Source organism: Hafnia psychrotolerans (assembly GCF_014639435.1).
Taxonomy (GTDB): Bacteria; Pseudomonadota; Gammaproteobacteria; order Enterobacterales; family Enterobacteriaceae; genus Ewingella; species Ewingella psychrotolerans.
In genome coordinates this window covers 443,867-462,555 of the sequence record NZ_BMFZ01000002.1, presented here as the reverse complement: position 1 = coordinate 462,555, position 18,689 = coordinate 443,867, and the positions used below count along the sequence as shown (strand labels likewise).

General features: G+C 48.6%; 14 protein-coding genes. 10 read left to right on the top strand and 4 right to left on the bottom strand.

All coding sequences use genetic code 11. The annotated features are described in order from the left end of the window. The first annotated feature begins 261 nt into the window (after positions 1-261). From dmsA to IEV89_RS05265, 6 genes are all read left to right on the top strand, one after another. Positions 262-2,709 carry a dimethylsulfoxide reductase subunit A gene (dmsA, locus tag IEV89_RS05290; protein ID WP_188471116.1) on the top strand — a complete coding sequence of 816 codons (2,448 nt, stop codon included), beginning with the start codon at positions 262-264 and terminating at the stop codon, positions 2,707-2,709. 11 nt (positions 2,710-2,720) lie between these two features. Continuing rightward, positions 2,721-3,338: a DMSO/selenate family reductase complex B subunit gene (locus IEV89_RS05285; RefSeq protein ID WP_188471113.1), complete on the top strand. Its 618-nt coding sequence runs from the start codon at positions 2,721-2,723 to the stop codon at positions 3,336-3,338. Between the two features lies 1 nt (position 3,339). Next, on the top strand, positions 3,340-4,197 hold the full coding sequence (locus IEV89_RS05280) for a dimethyl sulfoxide reductase anchor subunit family protein (RefSeq protein WP_188471111.1): 858 nt from the start codon (positions 3,340-3,342) through the stop codon (positions 4,195-4,197). A 54-nt stretch (positions 4,198-4,251) separates the two neighbouring features. Further along, on the top strand, positions 4,252-4,860 hold the full coding sequence (gene dmsD, locus IEV89_RS05275) for a Tat proofreading chaperone DmsD (protein WP_188471109.1): 609 nt from the start codon (positions 4,252-4,254) through the stop codon (positions 4,858-4,860). Further along, positions 4,860-5,420 (top strand): ferredoxin-type protein NapF, encoded by a 561-nt coding sequence (gene napF, locus IEV89_RS05270; protein ID WP_188471107.1) that lies wholly within the window; start codon positions 4,860-4,862, stop codon positions 5,418-5,420. Before dmsD ends, napF begins: the two co-directional genes overlap by 1 nt. A 139-nt stretch (positions 5,421-5,559) precedes the next feature. After that, entirely contained in the window at positions 5,560-6,705 is a 1,146-nt protein-coding gene (locus IEV89_RS05265; RefSeq protein ID WP_188471105.1) for an MFS transporter, read from the top strand. 91 nt (positions 6,706-6,796) lie between these two features. On the opposite strand, the gene pflA is transcribed toward IEV89_RS05265, so the two are convergent. The 4 genes from pflA to ycaO all read right to left on the bottom strand — a co-directional run bounded on the left by pflA (position 6,797) and on the right by ycaO (position 13,281). Beyond that, positions 6,797-7,537, bottom strand: coding sequence for a pyruvate formate lyase 1-activating protein (gene pflA / locus IEV89_RS05260; RefSeq protein ID WP_188471103.1), 741 nt, complete (start codon positions 7,535-7,537; stop codon positions 6,797-6,799). Between the two features lie 307 nt (positions 7,538-7,844). Continuing rightward, a complete protein-coding gene (gene pflB / locus IEV89_RS05255) occupies positions 7,845-10,127 on the bottom strand; it encodes a formate C-acetyltransferase (protein WP_188471101.1) in 2,283 nt (760 codons plus the stop codon). Positions 10,128-10,202: 75 nt separating this feature from the next. Continuing rightward, positions 10,203-11,060: a formate transporter FocA gene (focA, locus tag IEV89_RS05250; RefSeq protein ID WP_188471099.1), complete on the bottom strand. Its 858-nt coding sequence runs from the start codon at positions 11,058-11,060 to the stop codon at positions 10,203-10,205. Between the two features lie 457 nt (positions 11,061-11,517). Continuing rightward, a complete protein-coding gene (gene ycaO / locus IEV89_RS05245; RefSeq protein WP_188471097.1) occupies positions 11,518-13,281 on the bottom strand; it encodes a 30S ribosomal protein S12 methylthiotransferase accessory factor YcaO in 1,764 nt (587 codons plus the stop codon). A 191-nt stretch (positions 13,282-13,472) separates the two neighbouring features. Here ycaO and serC point away from each other — a divergent pair, with 191 nt between their 5' ends. The 4 genes from serC to rpsA all read left to right on the top strand — a co-directional run bounded on the left by serC (position 13,473) and on the right by rpsA (position 18,672). Then, positions 13,473-14,558 carry a 3-phosphoserine/phosphohydroxythreonine transaminase gene (serC, locus tag IEV89_RS05240; protein ID WP_188471095.1) on the top strand — a complete coding sequence of 362 codons (1,086 nt, stop codon included), beginning with the start codon at positions 13,473-13,475 and terminating at the stop codon, positions 14,556-14,558. Positions 14,559-14,656: 98 nt separating this feature from the next. Beyond that, positions 14,657-15,940, top strand: coding sequence for a 3-phosphoshikimate 1-carboxyvinyltransferase (gene aroA / locus IEV89_RS05235; protein WP_188471093.1), 1,284 nt, complete (start codon positions 14,657-14,659; stop codon positions 15,938-15,940). A gap of 201 nt (positions 15,941-16,141) precedes the next feature. Further along, on the top strand, positions 16,142-16,840 hold the full coding sequence (gene cmk / locus IEV89_RS05230; RefSeq protein ID WP_188471091.1) for a (d)CMP kinase: 699 nt from the start codon (positions 16,142-16,144) through the stop codon (positions 16,838-16,840). A gap of 158 nt (positions 16,841-16,998) precedes the next feature. Then, positions 16,999-18,672, top strand: a complete 1,674-nt coding sequence (rpsA, locus tag IEV89_RS05225) for a 30S ribosomal protein S1 (protein ID WP_188471383.1) — start codon at positions 16,999-17,001, stop codon at positions 18,670-18,672. Positions 18,673-18,689: the final 17 nt, after the last annotated feature.

Genomic DNA, 18,689 nt, shown 5'->3' with positions numbered 1-18,689 from the left:
AGGCGCCTGTGAGCGCCTTTTTTATTTGTGAAATTGTGAGCAGCACGATGTTTCTACTGTTCGCTTTAGTTGAACCCTTCCTTCTTTGATAGTAAACAAAGTTCTGTACCTCTTAGTGAGTAATATCCACTCTGTTTGAGTGGGTATATTGCGACATTCCATTACTATCGCTTTTCTGACCCACTCCACTTCACCATAACCCGTTACAGTGTTCGCCATTTACGGACGCGGGGAAATCAGGTTGATTAACGGAGCCAGAGCATGTCGGAAAAAAAAATACCATCCCCTGTCGGGATTACAGGCATCACCCGCCGTACATTGATGAAAAGTTCTGCCTTGGTCAGTTTAGCTGCAGTAGCCGGTGGTGTTTCTCTGCCATTTCGCAAGATTCAGGCCGCTGAAACGCAGGCTGGTAAACCATTAGCTAACGAAAAAGTGGTATGGAGTGCCTGTACCGTCAATTGCGGTAGCCGCTGTCCGCTGAGAATGCATGTCGTTAATGGTGAGATCAGTTATGTTGAAACTGACAACACCGGTGATGATAACTATGAAGGGTTGCATCAGGTCCGTGCCTGCCTGCGTGGCCGTTCGATGCGCCGGCGGGTTTACAACCCTGATAGACTTAAATATCCGATGAAGCGCGTCGGTGCGCGTGGTGAAGGAAAATTCAAGCGCATCAGTTGGGAAGAGGCTTACGACGCCATTGCCGTTAGCATGAAAGATATCATCAGCAAATATGGCAACGAAGCCATCTACCTCAATTATGGTACCGGTACTCTTGGTGGGACCATGACCCGCTCATGGCCGCCGGGTTCGACACTGATCGCCCGCCTGATGAATTGTTGCGGTGGTTATCTCAATCACTATGGTGACTACAGCTCGGCACAAATTGCTGCAGGCCTGAACTATACCTATGGCGGTTGGGCTGATGGCAATAGCCCGTCAGACATCGAGAATAGTAAGTTAGTGGTGCTGTTCGGTAATAATCCGGGTGAAACACGCATGAGCGGCGGTGGCGTAACCTATTACGTCGAACAGGCACGGCAAAAGTCTAATGCGCGAATGATCATCATCGATCCGCGTTATACCGATACTGGCGCAGGTCGTGAAGATGAGTGGCTGCCAATTCGGCCCGGAACCGATGGTGCTCTGGCTACTGCATTGGCCTATGTCATGATCACCGAGAATCTTGTCGACCAGCCATTCCTGGATAAATATTGCGTCGGTTATGACGAAAAAACCATGCCTGCTGGCGCACCAATAAATGGTCACTATAAAGCTTATATTTTGGGCGAAGGTGACGACGCTACGGCTAAAACGCCGGAGTGGGCAGCTAAAATAACCGGTATTCCAGCCGATAAAATCTTCAAACTTGGTTGTGAAATTGGCCAAGCCAAACCCGCGTATATTTCTCAAGGCTGGGGCCCGCAACGCCATGCCAACGGTGAAATTGTCACCCGAGCTATTGCTATGCTGGCAATCTTAACCGGAAACGTCGGTATTCATGGCGGTAACTCTGGCGCGCGTGAAGGTTCTTACAGCCTGCCGTTTGTGCGTATGCCAACTCTGGAAAATCCGGTTGAGACCAGCATTTCAATGTTTATGTGGACCGACGCTATTGTCCGCGCCACTGAAATGACGGCCACACGTGATGGTGTACGTGGTAAGGATAAACTCGATGTTCCTATCAAGTTCATCTGGAACTACGCGGGTAACTGCCTGATTAACCAGCATTCTGAGATTAACCGTACTCATGAAATTCTACAGGATGACAAACAGTGCGAGATGATTGTGGTGATCGACAACCACATGACCTCTTCAGCCAAATACGCAGACATCGTCTTGCCCGATTGCACCGCCTCCGAGCAGATGGACTTCTGTCTGGATGCCTCTGCCGGTAACATGGCCTATGTCATTTTTGCCGATCAGGTCATTGAACCGCGTTTTGAATGCAAAAATATCTACACCATGACCAGCGAAATTGCCAAGCGCATGGGGGTAGAGCAGCGCTTTACTGAAGGCCGTACTCAGGAAGAGTGGATGCGTCATTTGTATCAGCAATCGATGCAGGCTATCCCTGAATTACCCGACTTCGATACCTTCCGTCAGCAAGGGATCTTCAAGCAGCGTGATCCTCAAGGGCATCATGTTGCCTACAAAGCCTTCCGCCAGGATCCTAAAGTTAATCCGCTGGAAACCCCATCGGGTAAAATTGAAATCTATTCAGCCGGTTTGGCTGAAATCGCTTCCAGATGGCAATTAGCACCAGATGACGTGATTGACCCGCTGCCAATCTACGCTGCCGGATTTGAAAATTATGATGATCCGCTGGCAAGCCGTTTCCCGCTGCAGTTGACCGGTTTCCACTACAAAGCCCGAACCCATTCTACCTACGGCAATGTTGACGTATTGAAGGCATCGTGCCGTCAGGAAATGTGGATCAATCCGATGGATGCGGCTATTCGCAATATCTCCAACGGGGACATGATCCGCATTTTCAATGATCGCGGCGAAGTTCAGATTGCTGCCAAAGTCACTCCGCGCATGATGCCTGGTGTGGTGGCGCTGGGCGAGGGGGCATGGTATTCGCCTGACAGCAAAAAAATAGACCGCGCTGGCAGCATTAACGTTCTGACTTCTCAGCGGCCTTCTCCTCTGGCGAAAGGTAATCCTTCTCATACCAACCTTGTGCAAGTGGCGAAGGTTTAAAGGAATAATTTATGACAACCCAATACGGTTTTTATATTGATTCGAGCCGCTGCACCGGTTGTAAGACGTGTGAACTGGCCTGTAAAGATTTCAAAAATTTGACGCCGGATGTCAGTTTCCGCCGTATCTACGAATACGCCGGTGGTGACTGGCAGCAGGATGGTGATGGATGGCATCAGAATGTCTTTGCCTACTATCTGTCGATTGCCTGCAACCATTGTGAAGACCCGGCCTGTACCAAGGTGTGTCCGACTGGCGCGATGCATAAACGCGATGATGGTTTTGTGGTGGTTAACGAAGATATCTGCATAGGTTGCCGTTATTGCCACATGGCCTGTCCGTATGGTGCACCACAATATAATGAGGCTAAAGGTCACATGACCAAGTGTGACGGCTGCTATGAACGTGTGGCCGAGGGCAAAAAACCCATTTGCGTAGAATCTTGTCCGCTGCGTGCACTGGATATGGCACCTATTGAGGAGTTGCGGGCTAAATACGGCACGCTGGCACAGGTCGCACCTCTGCCAGAGGCGCACTTCACTAAGCCGAGTATTGTCATCAAGCCCAATGCAAATTGCCGCCCTGTAGGCGATACCTCTGGATATCTTGCTAACCCGAAGGAGGTTTAAGATGGGAAACGGATGGCACGAATGGCCTTTGATGGTCTTTACCGTATTAGGGCAATGTGTGGTGGGTGGTTTTATCGTCTTAGCCTTGGTTTTACTGGGAAAATGTACCGAGGAAGAGGCACGACGTATCCACTTGTCGATGTTTTGCCTGTGGGTATTAATGGGACTGGCGTTTATTGCCTCATTGCTGCATCTCGGTTCGCCACTCAGAGCGTTCAACTCACTGAATCGTCTCGGGGCTTCGGCACTGAGTAACGAAATCGGCAGCGGCTCTTTGTTCTTCGCGCTGGGCGGTATTTATTGGCTGCTGGCCATACTGAACAAAATACCTCCGGCGTTAGGTAAGATCTGGCTGGTGATCACTATGCTGGCGGGCGTTGGCTTTGTTTATGCCATGTGCCTTGTGTATAAAATCGACACGGTGCCTACCTGGAATAACGCCTATACCGCGCTGAGTTTTGGTCTGACGGTATTCATTGGTGGTCCATTGCTCGCTGCGCTGCTGTTGCGTATGGCAAACATTGAGCGTCGTACATTACGCCTGTTGCCGATGATTAGCCTTGCAGCGCTGATGGTCAGTTTCGCGGTTGTGATCATGCAGGGTGCCAGTCTGGCGATGATCAACAGCTCGGTTCAGGCGGCTTCAGCACTCATCCCGCAATACGGCACACTGTCTGCATGGCGGCTGGTGCTGATTGCTCTGGGGTTGGGCTGCTGGTTCTGTCCTCTGATCATGCGTAAACGCCCGGCATTAGCCTCAATGGTTCTGGCCTTTGTGCTGGTCTTCGCCAGTGAGCTGATTGGGCGTGCGATTTTCTACGGCTTGCATATGACCGTGGGTATGGCAATCGGCAGTTAATCTTCCCCTCGCGCATTGCTTAGCGGCAATGCGCGCTTTCAAAATGAGTGATTTATGTCAGCAGAAACCATCGCCGTTACCGGTAAAATCCTAGGTTCACTCTTATATTTCTCACCAAGCTCAGAGCAGGCAGGACCTCTTATCCAGTGGTTGCAGAGCAGTCATTGGGAACAGGACTGGCCCTATGGCGAGCCTGAAAACTTGCTACCGATCGTAGCCCTATTAACCAGCAGCAAGAGGCCTGTTGAGTCAGTTGAAGAAGCCTTTCAGCGTCTGTTTATCGGTCCTTATGCCTTACCTGCGCCACCCTGGGGATCGGTATATCTGGATCGTGAAAGTGTGCTGTTTGGTGACTCAACTCTGGCACTGCGCGAATGGATGCACCAGAACGGTATTGAACCGAACCTGACACAAGCAGAACCGGAGGACCACTTCGGTTTGATGTTAATGATGGCCGCGTGGTTGGCGAGTCATTCCCCAGGTTTGCTGGATGTATTTTTAGTGACCCATCTCTTTCCCTGGTCTTCCCGTTATTTAGCATTACTGGAGCAGCAAGCGGGTAATCCTGTTTATCAGGCGATTGCACAGTTGGCCCAGCTCACTTTGACGGGCTGGCAAGAGCAGTGCGCATTGCCAATGATTGAGCGTGAGTTGTATCACTAATGAGTGATTCTCGCGACAGCAGCTATTATCGGGCATGGATGAGTACGAGAACGGTGACCCGCCGAGGTCTTTTCCGTGGCTTGTTTGCATCGGGACAGCGTGCAGTCCACCAGGGAATGGACTCCAGCCTATTACAACGGCAGGTTGCTCGCCCACCGCAGGCTATTGCGGAACCGCTGTTTTTGCAGGCTTGTAATGATTGCGGAGCTTGTAGTGAAGCCTGCCCGATGGGCATCATTTCTATCGCCGACGGTAAACCTGAACTCGCCATTGATTATGCAGAGTGTGATTTTTGTGGGGCTTGTACGCATGCTTGTGTGACTGGTGCATTAGACGTCTCGGTGGTCATGGACACCGGGTTGCGCCCGATACTTTCTGCAGGTTGTCTGGGGCGGTTGGATGATCTGTGCCGGATGTGCGAAATTGCCTGTCCACTCACGGCAATATTTTTTAATCAACAGAATCAACCCGTCGTGGATAATACCCGCTGCAATGGTTGTGGAAAATGTAAACTCGTTTGTTATCATGGTGATATTGATTTGTCATTATTAAGTCTCTAGGGCTGCCCACCGCCATTGATGAGTGATTTGAATCATCGGCTTGCAGTTTGTGCTTATCACCGTTTTCACCGGATTGACTTTTAATTCGCTGGTGGCATGATGCGCGCAATTTCTTCACATCTTTGGTCACCAACTTCCTATGTCCGCCTATTCTCGCCCGGTAGTTTTATTACTATGTGGGTTGTTGTTGTTGACGGTTTCTATCGCAGTTCTCAACACCTTAGTCCCCCTCTGGCTGAGTCACGAAATGCTGCCAACCTGGCAGGTCGGGCTGGTCAGCTCTTCATACTATTGCGGAAATCTGGTGGGTACGCTACTCGCCGGTGCGCTGATAAAAAGAATTGGTTTTAACCGCAGTTACTATCTCTCCTGCATTGTTTTTGCTATCGCCACCGCCGGTCTGGCGTTGTCTATGACATTCTGGAGTTGGATTGGCTGGCGTTTTTTTGCGGGCATGGGGTGTGCGCTAATTTGGGTTGTAGTTGAGAGTGCGTTACTGCGTAGCGGTACGGTTAAAAATCGGGGGCAGCTCATGGCGGCCTACATGATCATTTACTATATCGGGACAGTTTTTGGTCAGTTGATGCTTGGTATGGTCTCAACCGAGTTGCTCAATGTGCTGCCGTGGGTAACATCATTGATTGTTATTGCCATGCTGCCGTTGCTTTTGACCCATATCACCAACCAAGATAGCGGTCAGCCACACGGGGCAGTATGGCCGATGCTGAAGCGGCGCAGCGCCCGACTGGGTATTAATGGTTGTGTGATATCGGGCATTATCTTGGGTTCATTGTATGGGTTGATGCCACTGTTCCTGAACCATCAGGGTATGAGTGATGCCAACGTGGGCTACTGGATGGCATTGTTAGTCAGTTCTGGGATCATCGGGCAATGGCCTGTCGGACGCCTTGCCGATCGTTACGGCCGTCTTATTGTGTTACGTGTGCAGGTCTTTGTGGTGATTGTTGGTAGCATCGCGATGCTCAGTGGTTATGCTATGGCGCCAACACTGTTTATTCTGGGTTGCGCAGGGTTCACCCTCTATCCGGTGGCGATGTCCTGGGCTTGCGAAAAGGTCAATGTGGACGAGTTGGTGGCAATGAATCAGGCGTTGTTGATGAGTTACACCATGGGTAGTTTGGCGGGCCCGACCATGACCGCTATGCTGATGCAAAGTTATTCCGACCGCTTACTCTTTGTGATGATTGCCGTGGTCGCGCTGGCATATTTGGTGGTTCTGCTGCGCAAGGCCGACAAACATCAAAATCCGGTGGCGGCTGCCTGAGAAGCATGTACTGAGTATTTGCTTGCTGAAAAAAATGCCCGAAATCATAGCAGTTCGGGCATTTTTATTGTGAATTTTTTAGCCGGCTTAATTAATAAATAACTTTATGCCCGTAACCTTCAAGAATACCTTTCACGCGTTCCATTATCTCTTTTGTTGGCGGTTTTACACCATCCAGACCGTACTCTTCACCCATTGCCGTCCATTTATGCTTGCCCAGTTCGTGATAAGGCAGCAGTTCAATTTTTTCGATATTCGTCATATCTTTGGTGAACTCACCCAGCAGATGCGTTGATTTGTCATCATCAGACCAGCCAGGCACGACGACATAGCGGATCCAAGTGCGCTTATTACGTTTTGCCAGATAACGGGCAAAGTCCAGCGTACGATGATTTGATACGCCAACCAGATTTTGATGGATATCGTCGTTCATTTGCTTCAAATCAAGCATCACCAGATCGGTGACATCAAGCAGTTCATCAATGACCGGATCATAGCGGCGTACAAAACCGTTGGTATCCAGGCAGGTATTAATCCCTTCTTTCTGACAGGCACGGAACCAGTCACGCACAAATTCAGCTTGCAGGATGGCTTCACCACCCGATGCAGTAACGCCGCCACCAGAGGCATTCATAAAGTGGCGATAAGTCACGACTTCTTTCATTAAATCGTCGACATTGATCTCTTTACCACCGTGTGTATCCCAGGTATCTCGATTATGACAATACATGCAACGCATCAGGCAGCCCTGGAAGAAAACAATAAAACGGATGCCTGGGCCATCTACCGTGCCACAGGATTCATAAGAGTGGATACGACCTTGAACTGACATTGCGTTTTTTTCTCCAATATTGACCAATAAGTTGCAGTTTAAAATGCGCAGAGACTGGCCTGGCAGAAATAAACTCAACGTAAAACCTTAATCGCTTTCGGGTATCCGTCAGTGGTTGGTTACCTGCTTATAGTAACAGACAAACAGTAAGGTTGATTCTCACAGTATTGCAGAACTGCTTCGCGATACCCCCACAAAGGCAGATGTCTGAAAAATCAGACAACTCAAGGGCCCTGATGAGGATGAAATAAAGGCTCCACGGGTGTGGAGCCTTAGTCTTATACCTGCTTACTGCAAGCTACAGTATTTACATGGTTTTGGTGAAAGTACGGGTGACAACGTCTTGCTGTTGCTCTTTAGTCAGCGAGTTGAAACGTACTGCGTACCCAGAAACACGGATGGTCAGTTGCGGATATTTTTCCGGATTTTCCATCGCGTCTAACAGCATTTCGCGGTTCATCACGTTGACGTTCAGGTGCTGACCGCCCTCGATGCTAGCTTCGTGATGGAAGTAACCATCCATCAGACCCGCAAGGTTAGCTTTACGAATGTCATCATCTTTACCCAGTGCGTTAGGCACGATAGAGAAGGTGTAAGAGATGCCATCTTTTGCATAAGCAAACGGAAGTTTAGCAACGGAAGTCAGAGAGGCAACGGCGCCTTTCTGGTCACGACCATGCATTGGGTTAGCGCCTGGGCCAAATGGTGCGCCAGCACGACGGCCGTCTGGAGTGTTACCTGTTTTCTTACCGTAAACCACGTTAGAGGTGATGGTAAGAACAGACTGAGTTGCTACAGCGCCACGGTAGGTACGTAGTTTCTGAATTTTCTTCATGAAACGTTCTACCAGGTCACAGGCAATATCATCTACGCGTGAATCGTTGTTACCGAACTGCGGGTATTCACCTTCGATTTTAAAGTCAACGGCCAAGCCGTCTTCGTCACGAATGGTGCTCACTTTCGCATATTTGATAGCAGACAGGGAGTCAGCCGCGACAGACAGACCTGCGATACCGCATGCCATTGTGCGATAAACATCACGGTCATGCAGAGCCATCAACGCAGCTTCATAGCTGTATTTATCGTGCATATAGTGAATGATGTTCAGTGCAGTGACGTACTGTTTAGCCAGCCAGTCCATGAAGTGATCCATGCGTTCCATGACTTTGTCATAGTCCAGCACAGTATCCATCATTGGCATTTCTTTAGGGCCAACCTGGATTTTCATTTTTTCGTCAACGCCGCCATTGATTGCATACAACATGGTTTTCGCCAGGTTGGCACGCGCACCAAAGAACTGCATTTGTTTACCCACAATCATCGGGCTAACACAGCAAGCAATTGCGTAGTCGTCATTGTTGAAGTCAGGACGCATCAGATCATCATTTTCATATTGAACAGATGAAGTATCGATAGACACTTTTGCTGCGTACTTTTTGAAGTTTAATGGCAGTTTTTCTGACCACAGGATGGTCATGTTCGGCTCTGGTGAAGGCCCCATGGTGTACAAGGTATTCAGGAAGCGGAAGCTGTTTTTGGTGACCAGAGTACGGCCATCAACGCCCATACCTGCCAGAGATTCAGTTGCCCAGATTGGGTCACCAGAGAACAGTTCATCATACTCAGGCGTACGTAGGAAACGGACCATACGCAATTTCATAACCAAATGGTCAATCAGTTCCTGAGCGGCTTCTTCAGTCAGTTTGCCCGCTTTGATATCACGTTCGATGAACGCGTCAAGGAAGGTGGATACACGGCCGAAGGACATTGCAGCACCGTTCTGAGATTTCACCGCAGCCAGATAGCCGAAGTAAGTCCACTGAACGGCTTCCTGAGCGGTATTAGCTGGTGCAGAAATGTCACAGCCATATTTAGCTGCCATTTCTTTAATCTGGCCCAGAGCACGATATTGTTCTGAGATCTCTTCGCGTAGTTGGATGGTCATTTCCAGGTTTACGCCATTTTCCAGATCATTTTGCAGCGACAGGAATTGCTTATATTTGTCAGCCATCAGGAAATCAATACCGTACAGCGCGATACGACGGTAGTCACCGATGATACGGCCGCGACCATAGGCGTCTGGCAGACCAGTCAGAATCCCTGATTTACGACAGTTCAGAATGTCTTTGGTATATACATCGAATACGCCCTGGTTATGGGTTTTACGGTATTCGGTGAAGATTTTTTTCAGTGCTGGGTCCAGTTCACGGCCATAAACTTTACATGAACCTTCAACCATTTTGATGCCACCGAAAGGAATCAGGGCACGTTTCAATGGTGCGTCAGTCTGAAGACCAACAATAGTTTCAAGAGATTTGTTGATGTAACCCGCATCATGAGAGGTGATAGTTGCAGCAACGTCGGTATCAAAGTCAACTGGAGCATGGGTGCTGTTTTCCAGTTTGATGCCTTCCATTACTTTATCCCACAGCGTGGACGTCGCTTTGGTCGCACCTGCCAGGAAGGACTCGTCACCTTCATACGGGGTGTAGTTCTTCTGGATGAAGTCACGAACGTTAACTTCAGTCTGCCAGTCGCCAGCACTAAAACCTTGCCATGCGTTGGTCAATTTTTCATTGAGCTTGGACATTATGCACCTACCTTCTAATTTGGCTTTCTTTAAAAATCGGTTTATAAACCTGTCGTGAGAAGCATTCCACAGAACTTAATGAGGTTGCTCATCGCGGAGATATATTACCCAGTATGTTAACCCTACCATCAGACCACCACCAATGATGTTCCCGATCGTGACGGGGATTAGGTTGTCGATGATAAAGTTACTGATATTCAATTCTGAGAACTGTGCTGGTGTGGTTCCAACGGCATGCCAGAACTCAGGCGATGCAAAGTTCTTGATGACAATACCCAGTGGAACCATAAACATGTTGGCTATACTGTGCTCAAAGCCGCTGGCAACAAACATGGCGACAGGAAGGATCATGGCAAACATTTTGTCCATCAGACTGCGGCCAGAGTAACTCATCCATACCGCCAGACAGACCATCAGATTAGCCAGAATGCCAAGACACATAGCTTCAATGAAAGTGTGATGCATTTTGTGATCTGCGGTTTGTAAGACATTCAGTCCCCACAAACCATTGTTGACCATATGTTCGCCAGAAAACCAAATCAGTGCGACAAAAAACAGTGCGCCAATCAAGTTACCAATGTAGACGTTGATCCAGTTGCAGGCTAATTGGCCCCAGGTTATCCGCCCACTTGCCTTGGCAATAACGATGAGGACAGTTGAGGTGAAAAGATCAGCACCACAAACGACAACTAACATCAAGCCGAGTGAGAAGCAAATCCCCCCAACCAGTTTTGCAAGACCAAAAGGAACGGCGGCAGTACCAGTGGTGGACGTAATATAGAAAACAAAAGCAATGGAGATAAAGACGCCGGCAGTGATCGCTAAATAAAAGGTCTTCAGCGGCTGTTTAGTGGCTTTATAAACACCGGCATCTTCGGCAACTTTCGCTGTAGCTGCGGGTAATAATAAATTGAAGGGGTTGTCAGCTTTCACAGTAACTCTCTCTTAAGGGTTATCTACTGCACAACGAGATACTAGCAAAGCAGTATAATGTAAGAATTGACATGGATCATAAGGGGCGGGTTTAGGGGGGGATTGTTCTTACCCTAAAGAGGTAATTAATTTTTTATCTACTTGAAATATATAAAATAAAAATATTTTAAATATTACACTTAAAGTTTAATGACCCCGCGCAACATATAAGGCTTATGTTAATTATCGGGACGTGCTGTAACTTATTTAGATCCGAAAATACATGATATTTTCACTGGTATTTAACATTTTCTAAAATACGAACGATTAAAATCTCTGGTATCAAATGACAGGGCGTTGAGAATTACACGCCACTTTTTGTTGAGAGTCAAATTCCCTCTGACATTCTGCTGCGTAAAAAAAACCGGTAGCCAAAGCCACCGGTCATGGAATTTCAACGAGGGTTAAAAACCAGACGTCAGGCTTTCAACCAATGGCGACGTTTAGCGATTTGTAGCTTCTCATAAGCTGCCAGCAATCCCTGATGCGCCGGCAGGGCACGCAGGTCGGTGTTTACAGTAAACAGACTATGGAAACGTTCTTCGCCACTGATCGCGGCTGAGGCAGAGTCTACCGCATCCTGACCGTACATTTTGACGAAAGCACCATAGTACTGAGCTGGAGCGCGATCTTCTTCCAGAGTGAGTTGCAATAAGGTCTGCAAGCAACGGTAATAATTGTTGCGCTCGTCGCTGTAAACGGAAGAGTTAAACTCATGCGCCCATTCAGCCCAGATTAATGCCTGATCCATATCACCTCCAGCCAGAGCCAGCATAGATTTTAGCTCACCTACGCGCAGCGTGTACCAGCCATTGTCTTTCCCGCTGGCGATACCCAGTAACTCGCGCACGCGGGTAAAGTCATCCAGACCTTCTTCATCTAATTGGGTGATCATTTCCAGATAGGCTTCTTTCGGTAAATCGCTGTCTGGCAATGCCAGCAGTTGTTCGCGCAAGTGAGCACCCATGGTGTTATTTGCCAGCAGCAAATCTTCTGCAGGATAAATATCAGACATGCCCGGAACAATAATGCGGCAAGCGTAAACATCAAGATGTTCATAATCAGCGATGTAAACTTCGGCGTCTTCTTTTTCAAAAATAGCCATCAGTGTGGCAAACTCTTGCTCCGTGGTGCCGCTGAAGCTCCAGTCGGTAAACGGATAGTCAGCATCACTTTTGAACATATCCCAAGAGATCAAACCGCTGGAATCGATGAAATGGGTTTCCAGATTTGCATGTTCCGCGACTTCTTCATCATCAAAGGTTGGTGCTGTGAAAACGTCGAGATCCTTCAGACTTCGGCCCTGCAGCAGTTCGGTTACGGTACGCTCCAGCGCTACGCCGAAATCAGGATGTGCGCCGAAGGACGCAAAACAGGTGCCATTGGCCGGATTGAACAACACCACGCAGATGACCGGGTAATGACCGCCGAGTGAAGCGTCATAAGAGAGGATAGGGAAGCCTTCATCCTCCAGTTTAGCGATGGCTTCTACCACGCCAGGATAACGTGCCAGCACATCGGCCGGAATTTCTGGCAGGCTGATAGATTCAGCGATAATACGGTTTTTTACATAGCGCTCGAACACCTCAGAAAGCCCCTGAACACGGGCCTCGTTGGCAGTATTCCCTGCTGACATACCGTTAGATACGTATAAATTTCCTATAATGTTCATCGGAATATAGACGATGTGCCGATCCGACTGACGTGTAAAAGGCAGGGCACAGATCCCGCGGTCGAGGTTGCCGGATTGTAGGTCGATGAGGTCACTGCCCGTCAGCTCTTTATCGGCATCATAAAAATCGTGCAGACGCTCATCCAAAATCCCTGCTGGCAGAGTGTTGTCCGCAGGAATTGGAAACCACTTTTCGTTCGGGTAATGCACAAAATCGCCATTAGCAATCTCTTCGCCCAGATAGAAGTCGGCGAAGAAATAGTTGGTCGACAGACGCTCAAAATATTCACCCAATGCAGAAGCTAACGCCGCTTTTTTGCTGGCGCCTTTGCCGTTGGTAAAGCACAGCGGGCAGTCGCGATCGCGTATATGCACAGACCAGACATGAGGAACCGGATTCAGCCAGGAAGCTTCCTCAATGTTGAAACCGAGGTCAGTCAGTTTTTTTTGGAAACGGGAAATTGAATCTTCCAGCGCGGCGTCTTTTCCTGCAATAAAGGTTTGGGTCATTGAGTTCACTTTTGAGCGTTCTAAAAACGCGCAATCATACGGGATTTTAGGCTGCAGGCAACCGATAACGCAGTGACCACAATGTGATCATGCTCCCGTTACGAATAACCGTTGCAGACAGCTTGTCTCGAATGATAAAACCGGTAAATTGGTTATCTCTATTAGTTGTCTCAGCGGAGTGGTGAGGGGAAATGACTCAGGTTTATAATTTTAGTGCAGGTCCGGCAATGATCCCGGCAGAAGTGTTACGTCGTGCTGAACAAGAACTGTGTAACTGGCATGGGCTGGGTACCTCGGTAATGGAAATTAGCCACCGTAGTAAGGAGTTTATCCAGGTTGCAGAAGAGTCCGAACGTGATATCCGCGAGCTGATGGGCATTCCTTCCAATTATAAAGTCTTATTCTGTCACGGTGGCGCGCGGGCACAATTTGCTGCAGTACCGATGAATTTACTCGGCGACAAAGCCACTGCGGATTATATCGATGGCGGTTATTGGGCACATAGTGCAGTCAAAGAAGCCCAAAAATATTGCACTCCTAATGTTATCGATGTAACCACCACCGTTAATGGCAAGCGCGGTATCCTGCCGATGAACCAATGGGCCTTGAATGCTGATGCCGCCTATGTGCATTACTGTCCAAATGAAACCATCGATGGCGTGGCTATCGATGAAGAACCCAATTTTGGCGATAAAGTTGTCATCGCCGACTACTCGTCCTCTATTTTATCCCGACCTGTCGATGTCAGTCGCTTTGGGGTGATTTATGCGGGTGCGCAGAAAAATATCGGCCCGGCGGGTTTGACGCTGGTTATCGTACGAGACGATTTACTGGGTAAAGCACAGAAAGCGCTGCCTTCGATTCTCGATTACAGTGTACTGGCTGAAAATGACTCGATGTTCAACACACCGCCTACCTTTGCCTGGTACTTGTCAGGAATGGTGTTTAAATGGTTGAAAGAGCAGGGCGGATTAAGAGAGATGGAAAAGCGCAATCAGGCGAAAGCAGAGCTGCTTTATGGTGCCATTGATCACAGCGACTTTTACCGCAACGATGTGGCTCAAACTAACCGTTCGTGGATGAATGTACCTTTCCAAATGGCGGATGCCTCTCTGGATAAACTTTTTGTGCAAGAAGCATTTGATGCGGGTCTGCATGCGCTTAAAGGTCACCGTGTGGTGGGGGGGATGCGTGCTTCGATTTACAATGCAATGCCAATCGAAGGCGTTAAAGCATTGACTGATTTTATGGCTGACTTCGAAAAACGCCACGGTTAACGCATGCCGGAATGGCTGACTAAGTAGGGTTTGAAAATGACCTCGCCTGGAAATTCGGGGTCATATTATAAATAAAAGAAAAAGAAAATGGAGAAAGCGTGGAATCCCTGACATTACAACCCGTTGCCCTGGTTAACGGCACTATCAATTTGCCTGGCTCAAAAAGTGTCTCCAACCGGGCACTTTTATTGGCTGCTTTTGCGCAGGGCACGACCCGCCTGAATAACCTGTTGGACAGCGATGACGTCAGCCACATGCTGAATGCCCTTACCCATTTGGGGGTCAATTGTCGTCTGTCTGCCGACCGTACGCATTGTGATATCGACGGTCTTGCTGGCGCTTTCCAGTCATCTGCATCCCTGGAGCTTTTTCTGGGGAATGCCGGCACCGCTATGCGCCCGATGGCTGCGGCTCTTTGCCTCGGCTCACAGGATGTCGTGCTGACCGGCGAACCGCGTATGAAAGAACGTCCGATAGGGCATTTGGTCGATGCGTTGCGCCAGGGTGGTGCCGATATTGAATATATTGAGCAGGAAAATTATCCGCCAATACGTCTGCGTGGTGGGTTTAAAGGGGGAGAAGTAACCGTTGATGGCAGCGTCTCCAGCCAGTTCCTGACGGCAATCCTAATGATGGCTCCGCTTGCAGAAAATGACACCATAATTCAGATAAAGGGTGACCTGGTTTCCAAACCTTATATCGACATTACCCTGAATCTGATGAAGACCTTTGGTATTGAAGTGGAGAATCATCAATACCAGCAGTTCCGTATCACCGGTAATCAGCAGTATGTTTCGCCGGGCGTCTATTTGGTTGAAGGCGATGCTTCATCCGCCTCCTATTTCCTGGCCGCAGCCGCCATTAAAGGTGGCACGGTACGCGTCACGGGTATTGGCAAAAACAGCATGCAAGGTGACATCCATTTTGCCAGTGTGTTGGAAAAGATGGGCGCTAAAATCAGCTGGGCTGAGGATTATATCGAATGTACGCGTGGCGAACTGACCGGCATTGATATGGACATGAACCACATTCCCGATGCTGCAATGACCATCGCCACCACGGCACTCTTTGCCAAAGGGTCAACGACACTGCGTAATATTTACAATTGGCGCGTCAAAGAGACCGACCGTTTGACTGCGATGGCCACGGAATTGCGTAAAGTGGGTGCGACGGTGGAAGAGGGGGAAGATTACATTTGCATTGAACCGCCGCAATCACTGACCTTTGCCGAAATTGGAACGTATAATGATCATCGGATGGCGATGTGTTTCTCGCTGGTGGCATTGTCGGATACCCCCGTGACGATCCTTGATCCTAAATGTACCGCGAAAACGTTCCCCGATTATTTTGATAGGCTCGCCGCTATAACTACGCTGGCATAGTCTATAACTAAACCGGGTATCGAAAGATGCCCGTTTTTTTGTACGTCACAGCAAACCTTCTTATCTTATAGGTGTAGTCTGCTTTTTTCGGCAACTGGACAACATGGGGTAACAGTTGTGATAAAGGCAGCGTATAATATTGCTCCTGAATTAGCCTTATCGGGTTAATGATGCGGGTTTACCCCACCAAAGGAGACATAAATGATGGCTTTAGCCCCGGTGATAACCGTTGATGGGCCAAGTGGTGCAGGTAAAGGTACGCTGTGTAAGGCGCTGGCTGAGGCCTTTGAATGGCACTTGCTGGACTCCGGTGCCATTTATCGCGTTTTAGCACTGGCTGCTTTACATCATCAGGTTGAAATTGTCTCTGAAGATGCTTTGGTGCCACTTGCCGCACACCTTGATGTTCGTTTTGTCGCTCAGGATGGGCAATTAAAAGTGATTTTAGAAGGTGAGGATGTAAGTAATGAAATCCGCACTGAAACGGTAGGGAATACCGCTTCTCAGGCTGCTGCTTTTCCCCGAGTTCGTGAAGCCTTGCTTCGCCGCCAGCGGGCATTTCGTGAAGCACCAGGATTGATTGCTGATGGGCGCGATATGGGCACAGTCGTATTTCCAGATGCACAGGTAAAAATATTTTTGGATGCCAGTTCGGAAGAACGTGCAAACAGAAGAATGCTACAGTTGCAGGAAAAAGGCTTTAGTGTTAACTTTGAACGTCTTTTAGCCGAGATAAGGGAGCGGGATGACCGTGACCGCAATCGTGCTATAGCGCCTTTGGTCGCTGCTTCTGATGCGTTATTACTGGATTCAACCAGTATGTCGATTGACGAAGTTATCCAACGTGCGCTGGCTTATGCCACTGAAATTCTAGGATTGCCGCAAAAACAAACCCGGTGATCGAGCTATGTATCTGGTGCTGGATAATGATTCAGTGCCAGTTTTAGCTATAGTTTTTTTTAACCTCGCCGCAAGGATCTGTAGCGGGGCATTTGAAACAACCCCATCCAGCAGGATGCCAGATGGACGTTAAACTTAAGAACCTAAAGATTATCAACATGACAGAATCTTTTGCTGAACTCTTTGAAGAATCCTTAAAAACAATCGAAACCCGTCCAGGTTCCATCGTTCGTGGTGTTGTTGTGTCTATCGATAAAGATATCGTACTGGTTGACGCCGGTCTGAAATCTGAGTCTGCAATCCCGGTAGAACAATTCAAAAACGCCCAGGGCGAACTGGAAATCCAGGTTGGCGACGAAGTTGATGTTGCGCTGGACGCTGTGGAAGACGGCTTCGGTGAAACTCTGCTGTCCCGTGAAAAAGCTAAACGTCATGAAGCTTGGATCACGCTGGAAAAAGCTTACGAAGAAGCTGCAACTGTTACCGGTATTATCAACGGTAAAGTTAAGGGCGGTTTCACTGTTGAGCTGAACGGCATTCGTGCGTTCCTGCCAGGTTCACTGGTAGACGTTCGTCCTGTTCGCGACACGCTGCATCTTGAAGGCAAAGATCTTGAGTTCAAAGTCATCAAACTGGACCAGAAACGCAACAACGTTGTTGTTTCCCGTCGTGCAGTCATTGAGTCTGAGAACAGCGCAGAGCGCGATCAGCTGCTGGAAAACCTGCAAGAAGGCATGGAAGTTAAAGGTATCGTTAAGAACCTCACTGACTACGGTGCATTCGTTGATCTGGGTGGCGTTGACGGCCTGTTGCACATCACTGACATGGCCTGGAAACGTGTTAAACATCCAAGCGAAATCGTGAACGTTGGCGACGAAATCACTGTTAAAGTTCTGAAATTTGACCGTGAACGTACCCGTGTGTCTCTTGGCTTGAAACAGCTGGGCGAAGATCCTTGGGTTGCTATCGCTAAACGTTACCCAGAAAGTACTAAACTGACGGGTCGCGTTACCAACCTGACTGATTACGGCTGCTTCGTAGAGATCGAAGAAGGCGTTGAAGGTCTGGTTCACGTTTCTGAAATGGATTGGACTAACAAAAACATCCACCCATCTAAAGTTGTGAACGTTGGCGATGTTGTTGAAGTTATGGTTCTGGATATCGACGAAGAACGTCGTCGTATCTCCCTGGGCCTGAAACAATGCAAATCTAACCCATGGCAGCTGTTTGCAGAAACCCACAACAAGAACGACCGTGTTGAAGGTAAAATCAAGTCAATTACTGACTTCGGTATCTTCATTGGTCTGGACGGCGGCATCGACGGCCTGGTTCACCTGTCTGACATCTCCTGGAACGTTGCAGGCGAAGAAGCAGTTCGTGAATACAAGAAAGGCGACGAAATCGCAGCTGTGGTCCTGCAAGTTGACGCAGAGCGCGAACGTATCTCCCTGGGCGTGAAGCAACTGGCTGAAGATCCATTCAATAACTACCTGTCTATGAACAAGAAAGGTACTATTGTTACTGGTAAAGTCACAGCAGTTGACGCCAAAGGTGCTACAGTTGAATTGGCAGGCGGCGTAGAAGGTTACCTGCGTGCTTCTGAAGCTTCTCGCGACCGTATTGAAGACGCAACTCTGGTTCTGAGCGTTGGTGATGATGTTGAAGCTAAATTCACCGGTGTTGATCGTAAGAACCGCGTAGTAAGCCTGTCCGTCCGTGCTAAGGATGAGTCAGATGAGAAAGAAGCAATCGCTGTTGTGAACAACAAACCAGACGAAAGTAACTTCTCTAGCGCTATGGCTGAAGCGTTCAAAGCGGCAAAAGGCGAGTAATGACGGGGGGCGGTTTT

Excerpts from the sequence above, each read along its gene's own strand:
- ycaO (WP_188471097.1), bottom strand. The coding sequence starts at position 13,281 with ATGACCCAAACCTTTATTGCAGGAAAAGACGCCGCGCTGGAAGATTCA.
- pflA (WP_188471103.1), bottom strand. The coding sequence starts at position 7,537 with ATGTCAGTTCAAGGTCGTATCCACTCTTATGAATCCTGTGGCACGGTA.
- dmsD (WP_188471109.1), top strand. The coding sequence starts at position 4,252 with ATGTCAGCAGAAACCATCGCCGTTACCGGTAAAATCCTAGGTTCACTC.
- IEV89_RS05285 (WP_188471113.1), top strand. The coding sequence starts at position 2,721 with ATGACAACCCAATACGGTTTTTATATTGATTCGAGCCGCTGCACCGGT.
- pflB (WP_188471101.1), bottom strand. The coding sequence starts at position 10,127 with ATGTCCAAGCTCAATGAAAAATTGACCAACGCATGGCAAGGTTTTAGT.
- dmsA (WP_188471116.1), top strand. The coding sequence starts at position 262 with ATGTCGGAAAAAAAAATACCATCCCCTGTCGGGATTACAGGCATCACC.
- IEV89_RS05265 (WP_188471105.1), top strand. The coding sequence starts at position 5,560 with ATGTCCGCCTATTCTCGCCCGGTAGTTTTATTACTATGTGGGTTGTTG.
- rpsA (WP_188471383.1), top strand. The coding sequence starts at position 16,999 with ATGACAGAATCTTTTGCTGAACTCTTTGAAGAATCCTTAAAAACAATC.
- napF (WP_188471107.1), top strand. The coding sequence starts at position 4,860 with ATGAGTGATTCTCGCGACAGCAGCTATTATCGGGCATGGATGAGTACG.
- serC (WP_188471095.1), top strand. The coding sequence starts at position 13,473 with ATGACTCAGGTTTATAATTTTAGTGCAGGTCCGGCAATGATCCCGGCA.
- IEV89_RS05280 (WP_188471111.1), top strand. The coding sequence starts at position 3,340 with ATGGGAAACGGATGGCACGAATGGCCTTTGATGGTCTTTACCGTATTA.
- cmk (WP_188471091.1), top strand. The coding sequence starts at position 16,142 with ATGATGGCTTTAGCCCCGGTGATAACCGTTGATGGGCCAAGTGGTGCA.